The sequence below is a fragment of the Sphingobacterium multivorum genome (genome assembly GCF_039511225.1).
Taxonomy (GTDB): Bacteria; Bacteroidota; Bacteroidia; order Sphingobacteriales; family Sphingobacteriaceae; genus Sphingobacterium.
Genome location: NZ_CP154261.1, coordinates 1,707,555 through 1,727,822, shown reverse-complemented (window position 1 = coordinate 1,727,822; position 20,268 = coordinate 1,707,555). Strand labels below are relative to the sequence as shown.

The 20,268-nt window shown below is 42.0% G+C and carries 12 protein-coding genes; 2 read left to right on the top strand and 10 right to left on the bottom strand.

The window, feature by feature from the left end; all coding sequences use genetic code 11:
• Window positions 1–41 precede the first annotated feature (41 nt).
• The 3 genes from AAH582_RS07155 to AAH582_RS07145 form a co-directional block, all read right to left on the bottom strand.
• Entirely contained in the window at window positions 42–3,167 is a 3,126-nt protein-coding gene (locus tag AAH582_RS07155) for a SusC/RagA family TonB-linked outer membrane protein (protein WP_343321689.1), read from the bottom strand.
• A gap of 86 nt (window positions 3,168–3,253) precedes the next feature.
• A complete protein-coding gene (locus AAH582_RS07150; RefSeq protein ID WP_046674385.1) occupies window positions 3,254–4,204 on the bottom strand; it encodes a carbohydrate kinase family protein in 951 nt (316 codons plus the stop codon).
• A gap of 199 nt (window positions 4,205–4,403) precedes the next feature.
• On the bottom strand, window positions 4,404–5,726 hold the full coding sequence (locus AAH582_RS07145; RefSeq protein ID WP_046674257.1) for a sugar porter family MFS transporter: 1,323 nt from the start codon (window positions 5,724–5,726) through the stop codon (window positions 4,404–4,406).
• A 292-nt stretch (window positions 5,727–6,018) separates the two neighbouring features.
• On the opposite strand from AAH582_RS07145, the gene AAH582_RS07140 reads away from it, so the two are divergent.
• The gene (locus AAH582_RS07140) at window positions 6,019–8,772 is read left to right on the top strand and encodes a substrate-binding domain-containing protein (RefSeq protein ID WP_343321688.1); all 2,754 of its coding nucleotides are present in this window, start codon (window positions 6,019–6,021) and stop codon (window positions 8,770–8,772) included.
• Window positions 8,773–8,802: 30 nt separating this feature from the next.
• Here the strand turns inward: AAH582_RS07140 and AAH582_RS07135 are convergent, their stop codons facing one another.
• The 5 genes from AAH582_RS07135 to AAH582_RS07115 all read right to left on the bottom strand — a co-directional run bounded on the left by AAH582_RS07135 (window position 8,803) and on the right by AAH582_RS07115 (window position 16,788).
• Complete coding sequence (locus AAH582_RS07135) at window positions 8,803–9,573, bottom strand: ABC transporter permease (RefSeq protein WP_046674258.1); 771 nt, start codon at window positions 9,571–9,573, stop codon at window positions 8,803–8,805.
• Window positions 9,566–10,471: an ABC transporter ATP-binding protein gene (locus AAH582_RS07130; protein WP_343321687.1), complete on the bottom strand. Its 906-nt coding sequence runs from the start codon at window positions 10,469–10,471 to the stop codon at window positions 9,566–9,568. Before AAH582_RS07130 ends, AAH582_RS07135 begins: the two co-directional genes overlap by 8 nt.
• Before the next feature lie 5 nt (window positions 10,472–10,476).
• On the bottom strand, window positions 10,477–11,667 hold the full coding sequence (locus AAH582_RS07125; protein ID WP_343321686.1) for an erythromycin esterase family protein: 1,191 nt from the start codon (window positions 11,665–11,667) through the stop codon (window positions 10,477–10,479).
• 381 nt (window positions 11,668–12,048) lie between these two features.
• The gene (locus tag AAH582_RS07120; RefSeq protein WP_046674261.1) at window positions 12,049–13,665 is read right to left on the bottom strand and encodes a RagB/SusD family nutrient uptake outer membrane protein; all 1,617 of its coding nucleotides are present in this window, start codon (window positions 13,663–13,665) and stop codon (window positions 12,049–12,051) included.
• 9 nt (window positions 13,666–13,674) lie between these two features.
• A complete protein-coding gene (locus tag AAH582_RS07115; RefSeq protein WP_343321685.1) occupies window positions 13,675–16,788 on the bottom strand; it encodes a SusC/RagA family TonB-linked outer membrane protein in 3,114 nt (1,037 codons plus the stop codon).
• Window positions 16,789–17,217: 429 nt separating this feature from the next.
• Between AAH582_RS07115 and AAH582_RS07110 the strand changes: the two genes are divergently transcribed.
• Entirely contained in the window at window positions 17,218–17,448 is a 231-nt protein-coding gene (locus AAH582_RS07110) for a hypothetical protein (RefSeq protein WP_343321684.1), read from the top strand.
• 168 nt (window positions 17,449–17,616) lie between these two features.
• Here the strand turns inward: AAH582_RS07110 and AAH582_RS07105 are convergent, their stop codons facing one another.
• Together AAH582_RS07105 and AAH582_RS07100 are read right to left on the bottom strand one after the other, a co-directional pair.
• The gene (locus AAH582_RS07105) at window positions 17,617–19,872 is read right to left on the bottom strand and encodes a GH92 family glycosyl hydrolase (protein WP_343321683.1); all 2,256 of its coding nucleotides are present in this window, start codon (window positions 19,870–19,872) and stop codon (window positions 17,617–17,619) included.
• Between the two features lie 97 nt (window positions 19,873–19,969).
• On the bottom strand, window positions 19,970–20,164 hold the full coding sequence (locus AAH582_RS07100; protein ID WP_343321682.1) for a hypothetical protein: 195 nt from the start codon (window positions 20,162–20,164) through the stop codon (window positions 19,970–19,972).
• Between the last annotated feature and the right edge of the window lie 104 nt (window positions 20,165–20,268).

Sequence of the window (20,268 nt, the reverse complement as noted above, 5' to 3'; positions counted from 1 at the left end):
ATAAATTATTTAGAAGTGTATCGCCTTATTTCGCTCCCATTTTAAAATCCAATATTTACCCCAGCTGTCCACGTGGTTGGAATTGGATAACCCCAACCTACATTTTCAGGATCCACACCGGTGAAATTTTTTGATTTAACGGTAAATAGATTCTGACCAGTTACATAAACCCTTAATCGGCTCATACGCAGGTGTGCGGCGGTTGCTGTTGGCAAAGTGTAGCCCAGGGACAAATTCCGGAGCTTCATGTAAGATCCATTCTCGATAAAGTAATTTGACAGACGGCCCTCGTCGTTGTTATTTGTTGTTTGTAAGGCCGGGATCGTTGACGTTGGATTTTGTGGTGTCCAGGCATTGAGCAGACGTACACCTTTATTGGAATTGACGTCGTCCACACTCCAGAAGTCCGTTTGCTTTTTCAGCCAGTTTTCAACATCTATTCCCTGTACCCCCTGAAAGTACGCAGATAGGTCAAAGCTTTTATATTTTAGCACAATGTTCAAACTATAAGAAAAATCAGGATGAGGACTACCAATCCAAGTACGGTCCATATCGGTGATCTGATTGTCCGCATCGTACACATTCACATAACGTAAACGTCCAATCCCCTTACCGGTCTGATTGACGTGCGCATCCACCTCGTCCTGATTCTGAAAAATGCCGTCGGTGACATAGCCATAAAATGACCCTAGCGGCCGGCCGATAATATTGTCCCCTTGACGACCACCATAAGAGTTTTCTACTGCTTCAGGTAAATGTGTCACCTTGTTTTTATAGGTCGAGAACACAGCCATCACATCATAGTCCAATCCAAAGGTTGTTTTATTACGATATCCCGCCGATACGTCCAAACCTTTATTTTCCATGGAGGCACCATTCGCCCAACGGTAACCGCCCTCTCCGACCACACCGATATAGGCTGGATTGATCAACATATCTTTGGTTGCTTTAACATACCAGTCAATCGAACCATAGAGACTTTGATTAAACAATGAAAAGTCCAAGCCTATATTCGTCTGCGTGGTAGTTTCCCATTTCAGATCATTATTTTCCGTTTGGATTTTGCGGTATCCCGATGGTAACTTTCCCGTTCCTGCACCCGATAGATCGTATGCTGTACCGTCCACGATATTCCATGTTGGATCAGCAACACCATATTCGGGGACAAACAGGGCATAGGTAGCCAGATTACCAATACCCTGGTTGCCTGTCTGCCCCCATCCCACACGTAACTTGAGGTCAGAAATATAATTTTTTGTACTTGCCATAAAGCGTTCAGAAGAGATCCGCCAGCCTGCCGTTACCGCTGGAAAAGTGGCAAAGCGGTTATTCTTACCGAAGCGGGAAGAGCCATCGTGGCGTACGGTGAAAGAAGCCAGATAACGGTCATCATAGGAATAATTGGCCTTTCCAAAATAGGATAGCAGCGAGAAGCCTGTAGAGCCACCTCCTACTGCCGCTGTACCCGTACTCACACCTGGCCACATATACTCTGGTGTTTCTATGGCAAATGCACCATCACCAGCGGTATAGGCGTTAAAATTAACATCATTCTGACGGTTCATTTCGATACCAGCCAGCACATCTATTGTATGTTTGTCGATTGCCTTCCGATAAGTCGCTGTATTGGACCAAGTCCACTTCATCCCATGAGACTGCTCCATATTAACGCCACTGCGGCTGCTGTTCATAAATCCCGAACGATAGGATACTTCCAGGTTACGTTTGTAAAAATTACTGTAATCCAGGCCATAACTGGTTCGAACATGCAGATCTTTTATCAGCTGTAGATCGGCATAGGCATTCCCAAACAAACGCCAATAATTGTATTTATTATTTCTATTGTCGTAAAGTACACGCATGGGATTATGACGGTCGTTCATTCCCAATGCTGGTCCCCCCCAGCCCATTCCATCTACCGTATGCACGGGGATAATCGGTAAAGCTTTCAACGAAAGGTCAAGTACATCGCCGGGGACCTGCACTTCACCCGTGTTGTTTACCGTAAAATTCTCTCCAACAACCAGTTTTCCATCAAACAGTTTATAGTCAGCATTCATCCGGGCGGATATTCGCTGGAAATCCGTGTAACGGAGTGTGCCATTGTTGTGCAAATAACCTAAGGAGAAAAAGGAGCTGGATTTTTCTGTTCCGGAGCTCAATGTCGCATTGTATGACTGCTGCAGTCCTGGTTTCGAAACTTCCTTAAACCAATCGGTATCTGAAGCATACATGGTGTGTTCACGATCAATATACTTGGAAACAAAAACAGTATTGAGCTGAGGCACGCCATTCGCATCGTTATTCCATTCAAACTGATAACCAATATTGTTTCCATTTGGATTGCCACCGTTGTTGATCGTTGCCTGCCATAGGGCACGACCATATTGTTGTGCGTCGAGCACTTTCATGCGATTATTAAAATGCGTACTGGTGGCGTAGGCGTCTACTGTAAGTTTAGGGGCACCTAGCTTTCCTTTTTTCGTTGTGATGACAATAACACCATTGGCTGCACGCGAGCCATAGATACTCGCCGAAGAAGCGTCCTTTAAAACCTGAATGCTTTCGATATCATTCGAATTGAGTTCGTGCATTCCTCCCTGTGTGGGGGTTCCATCAATGACATATAAGGGATCCTGACTACTGTTGATCGAACTGATTCCGCGCATACGCACTGTTGCCGCTCCACTTGGACTACCATCCGAAGTTACAGTCATACCGGCTACCCTTCCTTGCAGGGCTTTCATCGGGTTATTTTCTGGAGCCTTCATCATCTCAGCAACATTAACAACACTCACTGCACCAGTCAAATCCTTCTTCCGTTCGGTTTGATATCCCGTAACGACCACTTCATCCAGCCCTTTTTCGGTGCTCGAAAGCTGAATATCGAGGAACTTTCTTCCGGCTACAGCAATTGTCTGCGTGGCATAGCCGACATAACTTATTTCTAATGTGCCCTGATTGCCCGATGTCTGGAGGACAAATTCTCCCTTTTCATTTGTCTTGGTAGCTATTGTGGTTCCCTTCACCACTAAAGATGCCCCCACTATAGGTGCTGCTGTTCCACTATCCGTAATTCTTCCCCGGATTTCAGTCTGCTGCGCAAATGCGACAACAGAAAAAAGTGCCAAAGACGGGAGCAGCATTGCTTTCTGTCTTGTAAACATAATTGGTTATGCGTAAATGGTTAATTATTTAGATTGATTATTTTATGATGATAGCGTGTATACTGCTTCTTTAAGAAGCAGTATACTTACTGTTGCTTCTGGCCTCCATTGAAGATCGGATGCAACCATTGGAATCGATTGATGACCTCATCGTTATATTCAGGACAAGCCCCCCGGCTCTGTGTCACAAACCCACTTAAGGTCGCCGCAAATTCCAGTACTTCCTCCAGCTGAACACCCTCCTGCATCTGAAACCTTTTGGTGAGGAAAGCCGCCAAAAACGAATCACCACTTCCGATTGTGTCTTCTACCTGAACTTTCAAGGCCGGGAAATGATAACTGATATTATCTTTTTTATAATGATACACGGCTCCATCTGCACCATAGGTTACAATTGCCTCCTGAATTGCAAAACGGGCCATGATCAAGTCTACGCGTTGTTGATCGGTATAGGCTTCCGTAGCGCCATTCCAGTCGGAAATAACATGCAGTTCCTCGGCATTCATTTTCACAAAATCAGCGTATGCCAACAACTTATGTATTTTTTCAGGACCAAAATAAGGTGTACGCAGGTTGACATCCATCACCCGAAAGCGGGCCTTTTCAAGCAATAACAGCAAACTTTGAAAGCTTACTTCATCCCGACAGGCCAGACTTCCATATACCAAAAAATCCACTGTTGCAACTGCATCCAGAACCACACTATCCACTGCTATTCTATCCCAGGCGACGGGATAAACGATATCGTAATGCACATCGCGTTTGGCATCGATCGAAACCTCTACGGTTGAGGTCGGCAACAACGCATCATACTGGAAGAAATCGGTCGGAATGCCTAGATCCTCACATACCTTACGTAGTTCATAACCATTTTCATCACGCCCTATGCGTGTTAGCATACGCGTCGTAACGCCCAATTTATTGAGGTGATAAGCCACATTCAACGGTGCACCGCCCAATTTTTTACCGGTAGGAAGATTGTCCCAAAGTACCTCTCCAAAACAAATACCCTGTATTGATTTTTCTCCGTTTTTCATATTTGTTCTTTTTTCACAAAGCTTCGGCCGAGCGCCAAAAGCCATGTAACGAATTGATTATTATATTTCCCTTTAAGTTCAATGTTGACAATGGATATACACAACTTGCTATCATTATGTCATTGATTAAATAGCTTTCGATAGGCGCCAGTCGCTTTCATTGCTACTCCGACGCCTATTCGTATAGTCCAACTAAAGACTAATGTAGATTGATGGTATGCCCAAGGTCTTCCAGCGACTTCCCCTTTGTCTCCGGCATAAACTTAAGCACATAGATAAGCTGTAAAACCATAAATAGGGCGAATATCAAGAAGGTACCGCCCCCGCCGAGCATTTCCGTCAATGCAGGAAAACAAAAGGTAATAATTGCCGCCATCACCCAATGTGTCAAGCTGCCGAATGTCTGTCCTTTAGCACGGACATCATTCGGAAAAATTTCCGAAATAAACACCCAAATCACAGCGCCTTGCGAGAATGCGAAAAAGGCAATAAAACTCATCAGATAGATGGTGATCGCGAAACCCGTCGTTTGATTGGTATAAAAAGCATGGGAAACGAGTGCCAAAGATACAATCAGTCCAATGGAGCCCACCAACATTAATTTTTTTCGACCGACCTTATCGATGAAATTGATCGCTAGCAACGTAAAAATAAAATTGACAACCCCGATCCCAACTGTTGAAAGCAATGAACTCTGTGAGCCCAAGCCGGCCATTTCAAATACACGGGGGGCATAGTAGATAATTGCGTTAATGCCTGAAACCTGATTGAACAGCGCAAAACAAAAGGCCAATAAAATAGGTTTGACATTTTCGCGAACGAAGAGTTTGCCTTCTCCTGCTGTATTGTTTTTGGACTCCTGAATTTTTGAAATCTCCAGCTCGTAACCATCAGAGTTGATTTTTTTCATAATTCGTTTTGCTTCAGCTAAATTACCCCTGTGCAGCAGTAACCATCTTGGACTTTCCGGAATAAGGAAGATCAGACCGAAGAATAATAACGACGGAAAACACTGTACGCCTAACATCCAACGCCAGGACTCCTCCCCTACCTGACCGATAAAGTAATTGGACAGATAGGCAATCAGAATCCCCAATACGACGTTGAACTGGAAAAGTCCGACCAATTTTCCACGCGATGCCGCCGGAGATATTTCCGATATATAGATCGGTGCAGTTACCGAAGAGACCCCAACGCCTATACCACCCAAAAAGCGGAATAAAATAAATATCGTCCAGTCATTCGCCAATGCGCTGCCTATTGCTGAGATAAAGTAAAGAGCTGCAACTGCAAATAAGGTATTCTTACGCCCCAACTTATCTGAAGGCAGTGCACCCAGCGCTGCTCCAACAACTGTTCCGATCAATGCAATGGCCATGGTCAATCCATGCTGAAACTCACTTAAATGCCAGTGTTCCTGCACGGCCTTTTCTGCTCCTGAAATAACCGCTGTATCAAATCCAAATAAAAATCCGCCTAAAGCCACTACAAAGGACCAAGCTAGTACCGTGTTTTTGTTCATGTTATGATCTATAATTGATTAATCCAAATTTAACCCTAGTTTCATCTTAACTTAAATTTGAGCTTCGCAAAAACATTTATTTATGTAACATTTTTTAAAAAACGTTAAAACACTAAAAATCTGAAACTTATACTAGCATTACTTTTTAAAACTTTCACTTTTTAAACAGAAAATTTAGAAAATGATACATTTTTGAAAGTTTCCATATCAGTGTAAAGAATACACTAACAAAGACGAGGTTACCCTAAAAAAACTAAATAATGTATATTCGGATATTGAAGGGAAAAAAATCATGGGAAAATATTTCATTTATGGTGGCATATTGATCCTGCTTCTTTTTTGTGGATGTCAACCAATGGTCCAGAAGAAAAAGCGGATTATTGCTTTTTCACAGTGTATCGGAAATGATGCCTGGCGACAAACCATGCTCGAAGAAATGAAAAGGGAACTTTCCTTCAATCCGGATATTGACTTTCTTTATCGAGATGCCCATGGCGACAATAATGTCCAGATTAATCAAATTCGGGAATTAGTCAAACAGGATATCGATCTTCTGATTGTATCGCCAAATGAGGCCGAGCCCCTTACCCCTATAGTAGATTCGGTATTTCAACGCAATATACCCGTCATCGTAACTGATCGTAAGACATCCTCAGGCCAATATAATGCCTATGTGGGGGCAGACAATCTTGCTATCGGAAAACTGGCGGGCCAGTATAGCCGCACCATTTTACAAAACAATGGTTCGATCGGCCTGGTTACTGGATTATCGGGTACATCCGCCTCCATAGAACGTGAAAAAGGCTTTATGCAGCAAATTGGAGATGCTAAAGGAATTCGAACGAGCGCAATCATTCACGGCGGATGGGAAAAAAACAAAGCTTATTTGGAAACGCGTAGGCATATAGACCAAATGATCCAGAGTGATATCATCTTCACCTTCAATGATCAGATGGCCATGGGGGTAAAAAAAGCATTGGACGAAGCCCAGATCAAAAAGGACATTAAGATAATCGGTGTTGATGCTCTTCCTGGTCCCGGAAATGGCCTTGAACAGATCATACAGGGCAAAATGTTCGCTTCCATACTCTACCCCACTGGCGGAGCCGAAGCCATTCGAACGGCCTTGGCTATCATCAACCACCAAAACTACCGCCGCGAGAATATACTCGCAACCTCTGTCATCGATAAAACCAACGCGGAGTTGCTTGCCCTGCAGTCGGATAAAATAAAGCAACAGCAGCTCGATATAGACAAAAGACAGGAATTCATTACGGAACAGAATAAGATTTACCAAAGCCAAAAGTCGGTTCTTAATGTATTGGTCGTTAGCTTGGTGCTTGCTGTTGTCTTTGGTGGCATTTCTATTATCGTGATCAGGAGCAACTGGGAAAAGAACAAACATCTGGAAATCCAAAATAGTGAGATCCTTGCGCAACAAAAACAGATCGTTGAGATGAACAGTCAGATCCAGCAAGCGGCAGAAATCAAGAATAATTTCTTCACCAACATCTCACATGAATTTAAAACACCACTGACCCTTATTATAGCGCCTATCGAGGACCTTGAATTACGAAAAGACCTGCCAGAAGAAGTCAAAGAACAGTTGTCGCGCGTCAAGCGGAATGCAAAAAAACTACAGCGTTTGGTTACCGACCTCATTGATATCCACCGAATCAGTAAATCAAAAATTAGGCTACATGCGTCTATCGTTTATATCGATCCATTCATCCAGCAGGTAATAGGTAGTTTCAAACCGCTATTTAAGAAAAACAGAATCTCGGTCAGTTATGTCAACAAAACAAGTTTGAAAGAGGTTTGGATGGACGAATACCTCATGGAACAGGTCCTATCCAACTTATTATCCAATGCGATCAAACATACTTCAGCAAGCGGCAGAATTGAAATTATACTAGAAGAAAACAATTTCAAGGACTATTTTTATCTACGCGTATTGGATAATGGTCTGGGAATTGCACCGGTTGATATTGAGCATATTTTTGATCCTTTTTACCAAGGAGCCGGCAGCCGTAACGGATCCGGAATCGGACTCGCATACAGCAAACAGATCGTCGAACTGCATCATGGCCAGATCACCGTGAGCAGCAAGCCCGGCCATGGATCGATCTTCACCCTACGCATGCCAATTGGGAATGGTCATTATGAACCTGCTGAACTGACCGGTTTCGACAGTGGAGAAAAACCATTGTTTCAGGAACAAGATCTACTGGACACGACAGCAAAGGTGGTAGACAACAATCTTTCTTTTCGATCCAACAAATCGAAGAGCATTATGATCGTCGAAGATAATGATGAAATCAGAGACTATCTCCGCTCGTTATTGGAACAGGATTACAACCTGTTTCTGGCGAAGGATGCCCAGCAAGCTACTAGTATGATGAAGACACATTTTCCAGACCTAGTGATCACCGATATTATGCTTCCTGATGGAAGCGGACTGGATATTTTGAAAGATATCAAAGCCTTTTATCAGACTGCACATATTCCCGTCATCTTACTGAGTGCACTCGCCAATGAAGAAACCATGCTTGAGGGGAGCAAATTAATGGCCGATGACTATATTACTAAGCCATTCAATGCCGAACTGCTGCGGATACGTATTTCAAATATCCTTCAATCGCGTCATCAGCTTAAAGAAAAATACAGCAGCAACGTCGAACAGTTTGAGCGTACTCAAGCCGAACAGGTCAACGATAGCGACAGAAGATTCCTAAACAATCTCTCCGCCATCGTCGAATCCAAGTTATCGGATCAGCGGTTAAGCGTCGACGGGATTGCCAACGACCTCCATCTCTCACGCGTTCAGCTCTATCGTAAGGTGAAACAGCTGCTCGACTGCAGTGTCAATGAGTATATTGTGGAACGAAGATTAAAGAAAGCCAAAAGCCTGATGGCTGAGGGTCTAACCATCAACGAAATATTTAGTAGTGTCGGCTTTTCATCAGCATCTTACTTCGCGTCGGCCTTTAAAAGGAAATATGGACAGTCACCAAGCGCCTATAAAAAAGAACTTGACAAAAAATAGCCGATCAGTGGGGCATGCACAAACGAAACGTTAAAACTGCCCCTTTCGTTTAAATAGATAAAAGCTGATCAATAGAAATACAACAACCATCACCATGTTGCAGTAATCGAGCCGTGCAAATGAGTCATTTTCGGATAGGATGTTCATGACCGCATTATAAGCACCCGTATAAGGTATAAAATCCGAAAATCTTTTTTGCGCCACCAGCACTGAAAACACCAACATAAACATCCCCACCCCAATCGGGTAAATAAAGCTTCGGAACAATAGACTTAAAGCCAGCTGGATCATCCCAATAGCTGATAAGGTAATGAAAAGCTTCAGAAATGTATAAAAAATCACCTGTCTATAGTCGTAATTCTGGAAACCAAGGACGGGATAAATCAGACTGAGCAGATAGCCGCTGATCAAAAATGCAGCGTACGCAAAAAGAATTGAAAAAAGTAATGTTAGTAGAATAAAGGTCGCTTTGGAAAAGAAAATATTCGATTTACTGATGGGCACAGTAAAGAGTATTTTATAATTGTTATTCTTATACTCCACATCACAGCAAGCATATACGAACAAAGCGACAAGAATGGGATAGAGTAAATAAAAAAATTGAAATACATATCGACCCAATAAGACTTTCCAGGGATTTGGAATGGCGCTGGCACCACCCGAATTGACAATATCATAGATTATATAAGCGCTAATCGCAAAAATGAGCAGCATAGGTGCGATCAAGACACCAAAAATTTCCCTGTTACGAAGAAGTTTGTACTTTTCAGACAAAAAAGCAGTATAAAATGTATTAGTCATTTGCACGAGCGATTAGGTTTATAAAAATTTGTTCAAGGTCAGCACCACGGGATTCCAGCCCATAAATAGCAATCTGCTGTTCAACCAATGATTTGATCACAAAATCAAATTGCTGATCACCCCCTATATTGACGATAACATTTTGACCATCGATCTTAACGGTAGAAAAACCTCCATTCTGCAAAATAGAAACTGTTGCAGCAGGATTGGATGTCCGTAAGAACACTTCCCGGTCAACCTGTCCCAGCAGCTCATGCTTAGTTCCTTGGAAAATCATTTTCCCACCTTCTATGATACCAATGTGTGTTGCTATTTTTTCAAGCTCACTTAAAATATGGCTTGAAAGAAAGATCGTTTTACCCTGTTCATTGAGGTGACAAAACAAGTTGCGCATCTCCACAATACCCTGTGGGTCGAGACCATTTAATGGTTCATCCAGAATGAGTAATTGGGGATCATGAAATATCGCCATTGCAATCCCTAACCGCTGTTTCATACCCATAGACAAAGCACTCGTTTTTTTCTTTTTCTCCCGATGAAGATCAACCATTTCCAATACTTCATCAATGCGTTTATTCCCTTTTTTATGAATGATATCCAAATACTTTAAATTTTCAAAAACGGTTAGCTTAGTATAATAACAAGGCGATTCGATCAGGTTTCCAACATTCGTATAGATACGTGTTCGATTTGTTTTAAGACTATTTCCCTGAATAAAAATCGCATCTGTCCGGTCCTCCAAAAGTCCTAAAAGTAGCTTGATTGTTGTCGACTTTCCAGCCCCATTTCGCCCGAGATAGCCATAAATACCCTTTTCTGGTACCTGCAGACTGATGTTATCCAAGATTGTTTTCGTGCCTATTTTAAAGCTAAGTTGTTTTGTGAGGATACTTTCCATTGATGTTAGCGGTAAATTGGATCTTTATTGATATCGATATAGAAAATGCCGTCGATAAATTCGTGCCACTTTCTATCTTCATCAATCCCTTGATTGATGACTGAACTGAAATTCTGTTTTAAAATACTATTGTTGGACAACTCCCGAAGATCCAAAAAGAAATAGGGCGATTTGGTAGCATGAAATACATTTTCTACCGCAAGTTTGCCTACGCGATCAACAATGCGTCCAGTTTGATTATATCTTCCATAGGAAGTAAAATCCAAGCTATACACCTGATTACCGTACCTCCTTTTTATATAAGCACCGAGTGGAAGATATTCCTTATTATACGGAGCAGCAAAGCTATGGATATTGGCACACCAGACGATTACTTTTTTGCCAGCATACAGGGAATCGATCTGATAGCATAGATTTTCTGCCATCAGGGAATCCCTAAAATGCATGCTCTGCATTGATCCCGATTTATAGCGCCAAGATTTGTCAAAGTTATTTCTCATATCGGACAGGTATCGGCTATAGATCAGGTGTTCATTGTCTTTTACACCCTTGTTGATCACACGGCTCAATGCATCCAATTCTGCTAAAAACTGTTTCTTTTGGTCCGCATCGAGCTGCTTGCTGGCAAAACGTTCATATGTCAGGTATTCCAGTTTGTTTCTATTTTTTTTCAATAAAGGATACTTGGTTGAATCAATCCCATTTTTGACTAAGAAATCTTCTAATAATTTCGCCCGCTTATCAGACAATTCCCTACCCGAAAACTGAATATCAAACCCACCGAGAGAAATAGGATGCTGGGATGTCTTCATATTTTTATAATAAGTTAAGAGCAGTTGATTTTCCTCATTTTGCCACCAAAAGTCAAAAAGACCGATTCCGCCCACCGATTTTACTTGAGACCGACTCGTGAGGGTATCCATCTGTGCATTCATCATCCACATATCATATTGCCCCGCCTCATATAAAACTACGTCATAATCGAGATGCTCATGCAGATAACGGATGAGCCTGGCTTTCGCTTTGAAAGTTTCGCCATCATTGTGCAACATTTCACCTAACATCAAAATTCTATTATTTTTTAGCGTAGCATCAAAAAAGCTTAGATCCGAAAAATTACTATCGGTCATCAAGATACTTTTGATTTCTTTTTTATGGCGATTCACTTCGGTTAATAATGTTGCATGATTAGCCATGGGCCTATCATTATAGACAAGCTTATTAAACGATAAAATTAGAACTGTAGTTATCGCAAGTGCACATAAAACACCTCTCATGCATTTCAGCTTATATGATTCATAATTGATCTATCTACTGTGTGTCACACTAAAGTAGAATACATTTTAACATAAGATGATCATTTTTTCTTTTTCCACAAAAAAAATTATACAAAAAAAAATTGAATTGCCCTATAACTACAAAAAGGCGGTTAAGTGAGTGTATCACATAACCGCCTTGCTTGCTTGCTTGCTTGCTTGCTTGCTTGCTTGCTTGCTTGCTTGCTTGCTTGCTTGCTTGCTTGCTTGCTTGCTTGCTTGCTTGCTTGCTTGCTTCGTAAAAAATATAGCAGGAGAAAATTAATACCCTACATTTTGTTTCAACGTTCCTTTACTGTTATCGATTACAGCTTGCGGAATTGGCCACAATTCATTTTTTCCAGCTTTGAACGTTCTATTTTCAGAGAAAAAACGGTCCGTTAACGACGTGTAAGTAACCTTGCCTGTTTTAGGATCGACCGTACCTTTTGACAGCGCGCCATTGACAGGACCGTTCATCACATCTTTGGCTATTCCCCAACGAATAATATCAAAGCGACGACGTCCTTCTCCTGCGAATTCTACACGCAGCTCACGACGAACCAACTCACGCAGTTTGCTCTGACCACTGTAAACGGCTTTATCTACTTTTGGCATCTTTGCACGTAGACGAACCAGATCGATATTGTCATACACGCTATTGTCAATGATACCCAATTCGATCTTTGCTTCTGCATTTAACAAAAGCATTTCAGCATAACGCATCACAATAATGTTAGTGCCCACGTTCCAAATGTTCGCATAGCTGCTCGGATTTTGGATATATTTTTTATAGTTGTAAGCTGTGCTAGAAGCATTATCTGGACCAGATGGATAATCTTCCGATTTCGGATCCAGCGGATCGAAATATTTACCATTATACAGCGCTCCCGGGTAAACAATTGTTGCGCCCAGGCGTGGATCTCTTTTTTCATATGGATTGGCAGGATCGTACGATTTTGACTCGTCAATCGTTTGTCCATCGGCAGTTTCGTAAGCATCTACCAGACTCTGTGTTGGTACAATAGACCCCCAGCCTCCCATGGAATTGGGCAACATAATACCAAGTGAAGTATATCCTTGAATATTTACCAAATATTCGATATTCATCATAACTTCACTGTTGTTTTCATTTGCCTCTTCAAATAGGGTCCCATAATCATCGAATAATTTATAATTAGCCGAAGAAATGATCTCCTGTGTCGTATTGATGACATCCTGGTGTTTCTTTTCAAAAGCATAACAGCGCGCCAATAGACCAAGGGCAGCACCTTTTGACATCCGCCCGCCCCCTTTAGCGAACGACAAATCTGCTGCAGCTTCTTTCAATTCTTTTTCCACAAATTCCAATACTTCTTTTTGCGTATTTGCAGGCACGAACGAATTTTCTGTGGTCAAAGTTTTCGTAATGATAGGTACTCCCCCAAATAAGGTCGCCATATCAAAATACTTGTATGCGCGTATGACGCGTACCTCAGCGGTCAGCCGTTTCTTTTTTTCAGCATTAACCGGCGATTTTTCAATATTTTCAAGGATATAATTAGCACGACGGATATGCTCATACGTATAGCGCGCCTCTGCATTTCCAGAGTTTGTCGGTGTTGCCGTGCCATTTCCCAAAGCCTGGAATCCTTCCCAAGGGAAATCACTATTGGAGTTATCCGAAGTACAGTCCATGTAAAAGATCTGTGTACCGTCTTCCCAAGCAGATCCTTCGGCCAGCTTACCGTCGCTTCCCCTTGTACCGCTGTACAAACCTGTTACAGCAAAATCGGTTTCTGCTTCCGTTTTCCAAAAATTATCAGCATTATATGCATCCAACGGTTCCTGATCGAGTTTTTGACAAGAGAACAGTAAGGTGGCTACGCTCAATGCGATCGTTATATTTCTAAGTTTCATGATTTTCAATTAAAAGTTTACGTTAAGACCAAACACATTTGTTTTCACCTGTGGGTAGTAATTACCTCGAGAATCCGCTGGAGCCTCCGGATCAAATCCTTTAGCAAAACCAGTAAAAGTCAAGAGGTTTTGTCCACTATAGTATACCTTGGCCCCTTTAATACCGATTCTATCCGTAAACGTTTTTGGTAAGGTATAACCGAAGGTAATGTTCTTCAAGCGGACATAACTTGCGTTCTGTATCCAAAAATCGGAAGGAGTGCCTGAAGGACTATTTTGTGACCAACTGGTCAATGCCCTCGGCATAGATCCATTTGGATTGGTCTCTGCATTGAAACGATCTGCAAAAATGGTTGTCGGTTTATCCGATCCCGAGATCCCGCCAATGGCTTCACCCCAAAGATACCCTTGTACTTTAGCAGCCCCTTGGAAGAATAGGCTCAGATCAAAATTTTTATAACTCATATTGGAGGTCAGACCAAAGATGAATTTCGGATCAGGCGAACCTAGATATACACGGTCATTTCCATCGATTTTTTTATCGCCGTTTTGATCTTTATAGATAATATCGCCAGCACCTACAGTTCCGTTCACGCCTTGAATACCACTGTTTTTATATTCTTCGTCCGAACGATAGATTCCAGCAGTTTCGTAGCCATAAAACGAACGGATTGGTCGGCCCTGCTCATAGATATAGAACGTTCCATTGACCTGAGGTTCGTCACTAGCCCATTTTTTGATCTGGTTGTTAATATAAGAACCATTTGCGGCAATGCTATATTTGAAATCTCCGATACTATTTTGATAGTTGACTTGGAGCTCTACCCCATTATTTTGCACTTTTCCTGCATTTTGGTAAGGTGCTGGAAGACCATATAAATTCGATACAGGCAGTTTTAACAACACCCCATCAGTTTTACGGTCAAAGTATTCAAATACAAAGCCCAGATTATTTTTGAAGTTCAGGTCCAAACCAATGTTAGTACTTGTCGTTGACTCCCATTTCAGTATTGGGTTTGCCGATTCAACGATAGCTCCGCCAGAACTAATCTCACCGCCAAAGGAGTAATTATAACCAGGAGAGATGGTAAATAAGCCTGGATAATAAGCGTCTGAAGAAGGATATGAATTGTCTGATGTTGCAGCTAATTGTTGGTTTCCGAGTTTACCCCAACCACCTCTTAATTTCAATTCCGAGATTACATCAGACAAAGAAGATTCTTTAAAGAAATCTTCCTGAGAAATACGCCATCCTGCTGAGAACGATGGGAATGTACTCCAACGATTGCTTCCCAAGAATCGCGAAGTCCCGTCACGTCTCACATTAGCTTCCAATAGGTACTTATCTGCAAATGCATAATTGATACGGCCAAAGAAAGAGCGTAAAATTAGCTTTTTGGCTCCCCCATCGACTTTCATTCCGTCCTTGCTGCCCAAATTTAGTTCAGAAAAATCATTATTCAAGAACCCTTGCGCATAAGCACTGGAGTAATCTGCACGGAATGTTTCATCCATAAAACCGCCTAAAACATTGATCTGATGATTACCAATCTTTTTATCATAGGTCAACAAGGTTTGAAAAGTCAATCGTTCGGATTGGAAGTTATAAACCGTCAGATTATTCACCCCTTGCTTAGGTCCCAAATCACCGTTCGGTGCATAGTATTGGATGTCCTTGACAAATTTGGAAGACATATTGTCGATAGGTTGAAAACCAACAACCTGCTTGATCTTCAATCCATCCATAATCTTAAATTCACCGGAGAAATTGACCTGTGTATGTTTATAGATCATATTGTCCTTTGCCTCCAGATCCATCCAAGCAATTGGGTTACCATCGCTACCACGACCATATACACCATTACTGTATTTATAAGGAATAAAACTAGGAATACGGTTTACCTGTCTAAAGATCTGTGCCATGTCACCTGTATAAGGGTTTACGGGTTCGGTAATACGTTGATAGTTATACGCCAGTCCTAAGTCAAATCGAAGCCTTGAAGACACTTTTGCACCGACATTTGTCCGTAAATTATACCGGTCCGAACTCGCTACTTTAATAACTCCTTTCTGCCCTAGATAGCCTCCGGAAGCCATATATTGTACATCTTCTGTTCCACCTGTAACCTGCAAATTATGCGATTGTTGGAAACCCGACCCATTATACAACAACCCTAACCAATCCGTATTGGGATGACCATCCGGATCAGATCCATTTTTAAAAAGTTCCAAATCCTGTTGGGAGAAACGCTGTGTCTTCCCTTCATTTTTAAGGGCCTCGTTTAAGATGACGGCGTGGTCATAAGAGTTCATATATTCCGGTAGACGTGTTGGATCCTGAATCCCGGCATAGCCCGTATAATTCAATTGCGGTTTGCCACTTCCCCCTTTTTTGGTCGTAATCAAGATAACCCCGTTTGCAGCCTTAGATCCATAGATCGCTGCACTAGGTCCATCCTTCAGTACTGAAACACTTTCAATATCGTTGGGGTTGATGTTATTCATCGAGCTTTCTATTCCATCGACAATAACAAGCGGATTTGCATTATTGATAGTACCTAGACCACGGATTCGGATCGTACCGTTATCTTTACCGGGTTGTCCCGAATTTTGAGTAATTGTTACACCCGAAAATTTACCCTGGATCGCCGAAGATACATTGGTAACGGGACGGTCCTGTAAATCCTTTGACGTGATCGCCTGTACCGCACCAGTTAGATTTACTTTCTTTTGTTTGGCGAATCCCACAACGACCACTTCTTCCAAAGCTTCATTGTTACTTTCCAGCTGAATTGACAGGGTCGCCCCTGTAACAGTTACTTCTTTAGTTTTATAACCAACGCTACTAACAAGCAAAATATCACCCGCTTTTGCTCGAATTGTAAATGTCCCTTTTGCATCTGTCGATGTCGATACCGAGGTGCCTTTGACCGAAACAGTCGCAGCCGAAAGAGGACCATCTTCTGCGGTTACTTTCCCGGTAACTTGGTTCTGAATGGCCTCGTTTGCTGTATGTTTAAATGCAATCGGCATTTCTGAGGCCCACAAACTTTGCGAAGACGCAGCAAGAAGAGCAATAGCAAGCAGGCTTACCTTTTGGTTACTTGTAAATTTTGAAATCATAATTAAATAGTTAGTAAAGTTGAATCTGTCAGTTTAGTATTAGATTGACATGGTTCAGCCAATTAAATTAGAGGGATATTTTATGGGAACAAAATAGCGGTAGCACGAAATCGATTGCGTTATTTGCGCAATCGATTGACTTTTATTTATTGAAATTCACATTGTAACTTTTTTAGTATAAAGAAGCATGCAACCGACTGCATCCAAACTGGAACGCTATTGTTATTTTAAAAACAAATACTTATATGTTCCATTAATACTTTATTAATAGACTATTAATTGGGCTAATCGATATTTACCGGGATAACTTAATTATAAATCAATATGATCGCCCAAAGGCTCAAATTCCATCTTCTTTGCATCTGCCTACTTTTTTCGGTAGGCCCGCTATTCCCACAAAAACAATACGACTCCTATAACGGCCTCATTATGGCTGGCTACCAAGGCTGGTTCAATAGTCCTACCGATGGTGCAGACCGCGGATGGTATCATTATCGTGGAAAAAAGGATTCCAACCTGGTTCTACGAATATCGATTTTTGGCCCGACGTCAGCGCATATCAAAAGACCTATGACAGCCGCCGAAATCCTACCCAGCAGTACTGGTCCGGTCTGTATCAGCTATGCCGATAACAGATCGAACGGCATTCATCCATCTTGAGGCTGCTTACAGCGTCTTTTTCATTCGATTTGGGGCAAAGGTAAAATTCCCAGAGCGAATAGACCATATAAAACAGCTGTATATAAACAAAAGCGCTGTTGATCGGTGATCAACAGCGCTTTTTAATTTTTCACGTGCTGCTACGCGCATGCTCGTTAGCAAACTTGGTTAGTTCCCCCAATTTCGATTTGCGCTATCCCCCATCACAAATTCCAATGTGCCACCTTTCAGCACATCGGCATGGGTCAACTGTGGAAGGTTCAGTGCCTGTCCATTTAACTTCGCAGACTGAATATATTTATTTTTTGCAGATGCATTCTTGCCGATGATAACAAAAGATTTACCATTAGGAAGCTGTATACTCACCTTCTGGAAAAATGGAGATCCAATGCTATAGGAAGTCAAACCCGGTGTTACAGGGTAGAAACCCATTTGGGAAAATACCACAAAAGCCGACATACCTCCACCGTCTTCATCACCCGGCACACCCATTAGGTCGTTTCTAAACCACTCACCGATCAATTTATGTATCCGTTTCTGTGTCATCCAGGGTTGTCCAGCATAATTATAGAGATAAGGAATATGCAAAGCCGGCTCATTCGCCATGGAAAATTGCCCAACATTACCTGTATGATCTGGAAGCTGCGCATAAAAATCAAATTTTGACCGACCCAAAGGCTGCTGGAACATCTCATCGAGATACTTGACAAACAATTCATTCCCACCCATCAATTTGATCAGATCCGGAATATTATGTTGTACATCCCAACGATAGATCCAAGCATTGTTTTCACCGTAATACTCTCGCGCTCCCTGTCCGCCAGAAAACACATAATCAAAAGGCATGATAAAATTTCCCTTGTCATCTTTGGGATGAAAAAATTTGGTCTGTTCATTGAAAAGATTTCTATAATTGAAAGATTGCTTCATAAAGAGATCATAGTCAGTCTGGATGCCCAATTCTTGAGCAAGCTGTGCCAAGCACCATAAGTCGTAAGAAGTGCCCAAGGTTACAGCGACAGGTTGTCTCCGTTCAAAACCATTTACTTCTGGTATCGTTTCTTTTTCACCTGGGTACAATGCTGGAATATAGCCTTTCTCCTTAAAAAATTCGTCTAATTTTCCTGCGGCTTTACCCGACCACGGAGCCAGCGTCTTTTCTGTAATTGCACCTTTTGCCGCCAGATAAGCTTTCTTAATATCAAAATTGCGCACTCCTTTGCGGTAAGCATCCAACAAAGTTGCTACACCATGATTGGAATTCATCCGTCTACTATCGCCGGTAATCTCAGGGAAAGTAGGCAACCATGGCTGCTCCATTTGCTCGGACATCCGGACAAAAGAATTGAGGATCATGGACTCTATGTTGGGATCCAAGAGTACCCGCAATGGATGATGTGCACGGTAGGAGTCCCAGATCCAGTCATCTGTAAAAAAAGGTTTACCTTCGTCCTGATGTACCTTTCCGTCGAACGCACTGTAATAACGACCATCTTCAGAAATGTTGACAGGCCTTTCGTAAGTGCGGTATAAAGACGTATAAAACACATGCTTATTGGACTCATTGTCGCCTTCCACAGCAATTTTACCTAAAGCATCGTTCCATATTTTACGTCCTTTATCCGCCAGCTTCTTTTGGTCAAAGTCGCTGATTTCACGCTTCAAATTGGCTTTTGCTTGTGCCGCATCAATAAATGAAACGCCATATTTCATGCGCAAGCTAGTTCCTGCTTGATTAAACTCCAGTACCAGACAAGAATTCTTACCAGCAGCTTCGGTGGCATTTTCCAGTTGTTGGCCTTGCAGTCGCTTCACAGCAACAGGTTTGGATTCGGGAAGGGCATAAATATACACATGCGTGCCATTACCAATATCCTGCATACCCGAAAGTCCCTGACCGTCCCATTGAAGTTTCCCCTCCTGTGAGTTGAACTGCAGGTATTTTGTCGAAGTTCCCGGAAAAGTAAAGGTATACATCCCCGACTGATGCGACAACGCATAGTCTACCTGAATATTCTCTTGATCCAATAACACGGAATACGCATACGGATGAATTTCCTCCTGATCGTAACTGTACAATTGTACCGGTTTCAAACCGCTTGGCAATTTTACCATTGGGCTAAGGTTGAAAGCCGATCTTCCACGATGGCTGGTAACGATAAGCGGCAGACCAAACAGACGATCTGAAGTATAGTCTCCCCGCTCAGGATAAACGCGCAAAAGGCTGTTTGGCAAGTGAACCGTTGGGTAGGTCGGTACCAATAAATGACTGATGTTTCCCATGTATGGATTAACATAATCAACATAATCTTTCGTCATTCTAGCTTGGGAAAAACCTTTTAGCATACTGACCGAAAGAAGAGAACAGCAACATATTGTGCCTAACAATGTATTGGTTTTACGTTTGATATTCTTCGTTAGCATTTTAAACAATTAAGTGTTCGATGGTTTAAGGGCGAAACAGTTGTTCCGCCCTTAAAGTTAATTTTTTTTGGCAACATATCGTCTTCGTGTCCATCGATTATTTGGGGCCTGTCAGTACACCAGTCTGCTTTACCTTCTTGATACTGCCGTCCTTATTGAACTCCAAGCGGTCTACGCAGATGGAACGAAGCCAATCGTTGAATTCGCCATTTTTTTGTGACAATTCACTGTTATGGTAGAAAGCGTACCATTTACCTGTAAACTTTAGGATAAATGTCGATTGATAAAACACGTAAAAATATCGCTACGCTCAGCACCATAATTGCTATGTTGAGGGATATTACCTATCTTCGACAAGCCTAATCCGACAAGGAAAAGCACAACATACACCAATTT